Below are 5,996 nucleotides of genomic sequence, written 5' to 3' on the forward strand. Positions count from 1 at the left end.
GGATCGGCTGACCCACCACTGCCACATCGTCGAAACCGGTAACGAGTCCTATCGCCTGCAACACAGTAGCTTGGCGGCCCAGGCCAAGATCAAATCACGGGAGCGAAAGCGTAAGGGCGGCCAAGAACCGGAGGACGATGAGCCGTTCTGATTTCATGGCGACGACGGCCTGCTACATGGCTGCGTGTGGCAGGTCTTAAACAACTGAACTGGGCTAGCGAAGGAGTGGGGGCAACAGCAGCTGCGCTGGTAGACTTATCCACAGTTGCTGGTAACAAAATCAGCAATCCGCCCTGGGTCAAATTTCAATCGGCAGGGTGGGTCAATTTTCCATCAGCGCCAACAAGCAGCACGACACAAAGGCCTGAGGCGCTTAAATGGCCATTTCCGAGGGCGTCTGCTGGCGTGGAAAAGCCTGGGTATCGCCAGGGCTGGGGATCTTCTTGGGGCATGCTGGCAGCCATGATCTGCACAGCCATATGGCGCACCAAGTGACCATTGGCCTTTGCGGTCAAGTGACGGTGCGAGGTCTGAATCAGGTGCTTACTGCTCCGGCCATCTGCATAAAGGCTGGCACACTGCACCAGATTGAAGGCACTGAAGTGCTTTCGATCTACCTTGATGCGCTGTCGGAAGAGGCCCGTGCCATGAGCTGTATATCGGCCGCCCAGTTGGTCTCGATCCCGGCAGACAATACGGCTGCCATCGAGCAGCTACTTGAAACGCCGGAGGTATCTGCTCAGCTGGTTCGTGAGGAGGTCAGGCGACTACTAGGCCTGAAAACACCGCAGGCGGCTGATCCGCGTATGCGGGCTGTGCTTCAGGCGCTGGAAGAGCGACAAGATGATCGGGTGCGACTGGCCGCGCTTGTGCATCTGTCGCCCACCCGGTTCTCTCATTGGTTTGTCGAGCAAACCGGACTTCAGCTGCGTAGCTATCGCAAATGGAGTCGGCTGGTTGTGGCGCTGCAGTTCGTATCTATCGGACATAATCTAACAGCGGCCGCTCATGCCGCTGGATTTGCCGACGCAGCCCATTTTTCACGTTCTTTTCGTGCGCTGTTCGGACTCGACCCCTCTTCAGCGCTCGGTCATGTGAGGCTACAAAGCTGACATTTACTTCAACCGGGATACTTCTACCGATGCTGTTTGCGTATCCACAGCCCGAGTTATTAGCTCCTTCGTTCAAGCGTATAGCGGGCGAACAGTTCAAAGTGAAACCAACTGCATGGAGGGTTCACAATGGGCAGCGCGTCGAGGTTTTTGCTTCGCTGGTTTAGTTATCCGGCGATTTTCGGTGGTATATCGGCAGCGATGATCTGGCTGCTTTATCAAGGCATCCCTTACTGGCCAAGCACAGCAATCCTGGCGGCCGTGGGAGTCGGCTGTGTAGCTGGTATGGAGCGACTCCAGCCTTTCCGGCAGGACTGGCTCAACGATCACGATGACACTCTAACGGACCTTATTCACCTAGTCGTGAATTTGTCGGTCATCCAGTTCACTGCCGCTGTTCTATCTCGTGTGGGGGACCTTGTGCCTGCTGAGCTGAGTGGGTTTCCTACCGAGCTGCCTCTCTGGCTACAACTGCTCATCGTGGCAGCTATCTTAGACCTGAGTTTGTATTCCATGCACCGCCTCAGCCATCACATCCCCTGGTTGTGGCACCTACACGAGCCCCATCACAGCGCTGAGCGGCTCTACTGGATGAACGGAGAGCGGCGTCATCCCCTGCATGCGGCCATCATGGCAGGACCTGGATTGTTGTTGCTGTTCGCGCTGGGAACACCGTCTTCGCTGGTGGCCACCTGGTTTGGAATACTCACGGTGCATCTGGCTTTTCAGCACTCCAACTTAGATTATTCGATTGGATGGTTGCGGCGCATTATCGGCGTAGCTGAAACACATCGTTGGCATCACAAACGTGATTTTGAGGATGCCCAAGTTAATTTCGGCGAGTTTCTGTTGGTGTGGGATCTGCTATTCAAAACCTTCTACGACAGTGCCAAGCAACCTGGTAGTAATGATGTCGGCCTGCGTGATCGGCGCTACCCCACCGGATATATAGATCAGTTGGCCGAACCATTTAGAGGTAAAGCTTAGAATTGTTCGTGAAAAGAACGGAAGCAATTATTCAAGCGTGCAATCGCGAGCCGCTGCCATAGTTTTGCTAATGATAAATCCCATAGTGCATACGATCTAATAGAGCTTTCACGTCCTCCGCACTATTTGGGCCGAAAATAAGGTCGATCGGACGAGAGCCATTTAGGCCTAAAGCAGGTCCATTCATCCATGCAACAGCCATTTCGCTACTGCCAAGAACTTCTGTGGCTAGTGCAAATAGTTCTTTGTACTGCGGATCACTGTAGTCAAACATAGATACCCTTAGTTCAATTGCAGTTTTTGGGCAGGCAGTAGTCTGCCTAGCGCTATTACTTGAGGGCGTATCAGCGCAGAAGGCGCTGGGTAGGATCTCCGTCACTGAGACTGTCAGCCCAATCTTGGACTGCTTTGTGGTTAATCACACGGCCTGCATCCACCTCGGCCAACGCGTCAAGGGTCAGGGAATGGCGGTCTTGTTCTTGATCAATCCGGGCGGAAAGAGCTTGCTCCATGAACCAGTCCTCGCAGTATGGACCTTGATGCGTCGGGATTTGGTGGGACGAGCAATGGCGGGTTGCTCGTATGAAGCAAGGAACCACAGACTTTGGGTTAGAAAGCCTCGCTCTGATTTCATTATGGAGGGCGTCTCCACTTCCGCCAAGCTTGCGGCACGTTCCCTCAACCCGAATAACCCAGAAAGCATGCGGGTGTAAAAGTTCATGCGCGAGCTGGTGCAGGACGGCACCTTGGAGCCGAAAAACAAATCCGAGCAGTCAGTAGATAACGCCAGGCTTCGCCAGTATCAATCAGGCGGTTGTAGCTCTGACATTTGAGGCAGAAGGCGGGATGGATCGCAGGCCAGCTCGCCTGCGATGCGATAAAGCTTCTCGACGGTGATGTTTACTTCGCCACGCTCGATCCGGCCCATATAGCTACGGTCGATACTGCAGGCCAACGCCAGTACATCCTGAGACATGTGGCAAATCTTCCTTTGTGTTCGGATGCGTTCCCCTAACACTTTCGCCAATTTATCCATGACCGTCTCAATTCCTCTGAGGCGGCACTATCGTGCGTTTGCGGACGCACGAGCCACGGATTATAATCCGCATTTTTACGCGTTAACTCTTCTGGTGCCTCAATGAAATCGGCCTCGTTTATCTTCGACAGGCGTCTGTATGAGCTGCTTCAGGAAGAAGGGAGCATAAGATTCACGACCCGTGAACTGCGTGATGCCTATGCCAAGCGTCTAGAGGGCAAGACTTTTCGTATCGCCGATGTGCGCCGCTATGTGTATGAGCAGATTCGACGATTACTGCGCACGGGCTGGCTTGTGCTTGATGAAGAGCGTCGTTCGCGAGGGCAGGTCTACCACCTGAAACCGATTCCGGCACACCTGCAATTGGAGTTGGTTGACAACGGGTTTGAGAACAGCCTAAAGACTGTTTCTGAGCCCGAGCGGGAATCTGTAGTGTTTCAAGTTGAGGCTGTCCCGCTTGAGTCGTCAGCCAGTGCGGATCAGCATCTGGAAGCGCTCCACAAAGAAATCCGCTTGGACTTCCTGTCTTCAATGGGAGAGGCGGAGCGATTCAAGCTCCTCCTAGAAGACATGCCGCATTTGCGGGATAAGGTCGAAGACGAGTACCTAGAGGCCAGGGATCGCAGTTCACGTCTACTCGGACATCTTCGGGCCATCGAAAAGACCCTCAAGACGCTTGCTGCACGATGACCAGATCGCTACGAGACTGGCAACTCAGCTGCATCGACACGGCATTGGAGCACTTTGCCACTACACCGCACTTCTTCTGCCAGGCGACGCCGGGAGCTGGGAAGACACGCATGGCGGCAGAGTTAGCTAGTAGGTTGCTTAAGCAGGACAAAATCGATCTGGTGATGTGCTTCGCGCCATCCTGCCAGGTTGTCGATGGCTTCCGCTCAACCTTTGCAGAGGTACTTGGCAGGCGGCTGGATGGCCAGATAGGCGCTGTGGGAACGGCGTTTACCTACCAGGCCATGGAGCACCGAGATGAGGGGTTCTGGCAGCTTCTTGATGATTACCGTGTGCTCGTGGTCTTCGATGAGATTCACCATTGCGCTGGCCATGATCCGCTTCTCAGCAACGCCTGGGGGCAGCAGATATTGCATCGGATACAAGACCGCGCAGCCTTCACCTTGGCGCTCTCCGGTACGCCATGGCGCTCAGATGACCGGGCTATTGTCTTGGCCCGGTACTCGACGCCAGAAGGGCACTTGATCTGTGACTACCGATACGGACTGAAAGAGGCCATTGCCGATGCGGTATGCCGTTCTCCTCGTATTGTCTTGCTCGACAATCAGAAGGTAAAACTGACCGAGGAAATGGGTCCTGAGAGTACAGTCAGGATGTTTCCCAGCATTGCCAAACTCTTGGGGGAATCGCCTGTCACCTACGAAGAATTGCTGCGCCATGACGACGTGATCAATCAGCTACTCGATCTTGGCTGTAACAAGCTCAATGAGCTTCGCCAAATCAAGCCGAATGCTGCCGGTTTGGTTGTTGCCACTGACATTGAGCACGCTCAGCAAATTGCCCAGGCTCTGGAGTCCAGGGGTGGGGTTTGCTGCATTGTGACCAACAAAATCCCGGATGCGCAGCAGGTGATCAATGCCTTTAGGCAGAGCGCCTCTCCCTGGATTGTCGCTGTCGGAATGATCAGCGAAGGAACGGACATCCCCCGGCTTCAGGTGTGCTGCTATCTCAGCCGCATTCGCACCGAGTTGCATTACCGGCAAGTGCTTGGGCGAGTGCTTAGGCGTACAGGTGAGTCCGATGATCAAGCTTGGCTGTTCATGTTGGCGGAGCCGACGCTGCAGTGTTTGGCTGAGAGAATTGCGGATGACTTGCCGGAGGACTTGGCGGTACTAAACGAGGTACAGATGCCAGCTCCCACTTCAGGCTCAACGCCGAGCTCGATCGAGGCTGCGGACAATATCAATAATCTAGATAACAGTATTGGATGTGGCAAAGAGCAGGCTATTGGGGCTGGAGCTACGAGCACCATTTCACTAGAGGGCTTTTCAGTCGAGCCAAGTCATCAGGTGAGTTTTTCCCAGCATTACAGGCAGCAGTTGTTGGCTTGTTTTTGAAGTGTTGACGCCTAATGGGTCAGGTGAAGTGGGAGTTGCGAGTGTGTGGTTGACCATGTCATCGACTAAGAAATTAGGGGGCGTGGGCATTGATGTTAGGACTCAGACGTTGAGGCATGACTGATAAACGGATCTGCGACGGTTGCAGCGCTGTTGCGCGTGTTGCTTCGATCGGGTGCATGTACCGATTGCGAGGCTTGGTAGATGTTTACGCGCGCACATATGCCGAGGATTAACCTGATGCAAAAGAGAAAGACCCACAAGTATGCCTTGATAGCTAAGCTCTCAGACGAAGCGGTACGCTTGATGACGCCCACGCCAGAGTGGCAGCACAATATGTTCCGCGTTGCGGCGACTAAAGGACGGGAAAATGAGCCTGTTGGCTTCTTGGCCGAGGGCGCTCACCCAGACAATATGGACACGCCCGGTCGTTAGGGAAATTCTGAAGAAGACTTCCTGATTTTGGCAAAATACCCGGATTCCACCCGCTGAGTTTTCCGATGAAGCAGATGACCTTCGCCGACGCCGAGTACGCCAGCAAGCGCAAGCAGACCCGCAAAGAATTATTCCTGATCGAAATGGATCGGGTGGTTCCGTGGAAGGGGTTGATTGCCTTGATCGAACCCCATTACCCCAAGGGTGATGGTGGTCGTCCGGCCTATCCGCTGATGGCGATGCTGCGAGTGCATCTGATGCAGAACTGGTTCGGTTACAGCGATCCGGCGATGGAAGAGGCGCTGTACGAAACCACCATCCTGCGCCAGTTTGCTGGGC

General features: G+C 54.3%; 9 protein-coding genes. 6 read left to right on the plus strand and 3 right to left on the minus strand.

The window, feature by feature from the left end; translation table 11 throughout:
• The 3 genes from SOP97_RS07105 to SOP97_RS07115 form a co-directional block, all read left to right on the plus strand.
• Positions 1–151 (plus strand): ATP-binding protein (locus SOP97_RS07105; protein ID WP_322948765.1); only part of this gene is annotated, 151 nt, incomplete at its 5' end.
• A gap of 226 nt (positions 152–377) precedes the next feature.
• Entirely contained in the window at positions 378–1,112 is a 735-nt protein-coding gene (locus tag SOP97_RS07110) for a helix-turn-helix domain-containing protein (protein WP_167143851.1), read from the plus strand.
• Positions 1,113–1,241: 129 nt separating this feature from the next.
• Positions 1,242–2,099 carry a sterol desaturase family protein gene (locus tag SOP97_RS07115; RefSeq protein WP_167143848.1) on the plus strand — a complete coding sequence of 286 codons (858 nt, stop codon included), beginning with the start codon at positions 1,242–1,244 and terminating at the stop codon, positions 2,097–2,099.
• A 67-nt stretch (positions 2,100–2,166) separates the two neighbouring features.
• Here SOP97_RS07115 and SOP97_RS07120 read toward each other — a convergent pair whose 3' ends face one another.
• The 3 genes from SOP97_RS07120 to SOP97_RS07130 form a co-directional block, all read right to left on the minus strand.
• A complete protein-coding gene (locus tag SOP97_RS07120; RefSeq protein ID WP_167143845.1) occupies positions 2,167–2,373 on the minus strand; it encodes an MbcA/ParS/Xre antitoxin family protein in 207 nt (68 codons plus the stop codon).
• Positions 2,374–2,443: 70 nt separating this feature from the next.
• Complete coding sequence (locus SOP97_RS07125; RefSeq protein ID WP_241693739.1) at positions 2,444–2,611, minus strand: CopG family transcriptional regulator; 168 nt, start codon at positions 2,609–2,611, stop codon at positions 2,444–2,446.
• Between the two features lie 290 nt (positions 2,612–2,901).
• The gene (locus SOP97_RS07130) at positions 2,902–3,135 is read right to left on the minus strand and encodes a helix-turn-helix domain-containing protein (protein ID WP_167143841.1); all 234 of its coding nucleotides are present in this window, start codon (positions 3,133–3,135) and stop codon (positions 2,902–2,904) included.
• A 102-nt stretch (positions 3,136–3,237) separates the two neighbouring features.
• Here SOP97_RS07130 and SOP97_RS07135 point away from each other — a divergent pair, with 102 nt between their 5' ends.
• The 3 genes from SOP97_RS07135 to SOP97_RS07145 form a co-directional block, all read left to right on the plus strand.
• A complete protein-coding gene (locus SOP97_RS07135; protein WP_274089676.1) occupies positions 3,238–3,825 on the plus strand; it encodes a hypothetical protein in 588 nt (195 codons plus the stop codon).
• Positions 3,822–5,222, plus strand: a complete 1,401-nt coding sequence (locus SOP97_RS07140; protein ID WP_322948763.1) for a DEAD/DEAH box helicase — start codon at positions 3,822–3,824, stop codon at positions 5,220–5,222. Before SOP97_RS07135 ends, SOP97_RS07140 begins: the two co-directional genes overlap by 4 nt.
• A gap of 500 nt (positions 5,223–5,722) precedes the next feature.
• Positions 5,723–5,996: transposase (locus SOP97_RS07145; protein WP_322948764.1), on the plus strand; the 274-nt coding region annotated here is incomplete at its 3' end.

Source organism: Pseudomonas spirodelae (assembly GCF_034653255.1).
GTDB classification, from domain to species: domain Bacteria; phylum Pseudomonadota; class Gammaproteobacteria; order Pseudomonadales; family Pseudomonadaceae; genus Aquipseudomonas; species Aquipseudomonas spirodelae.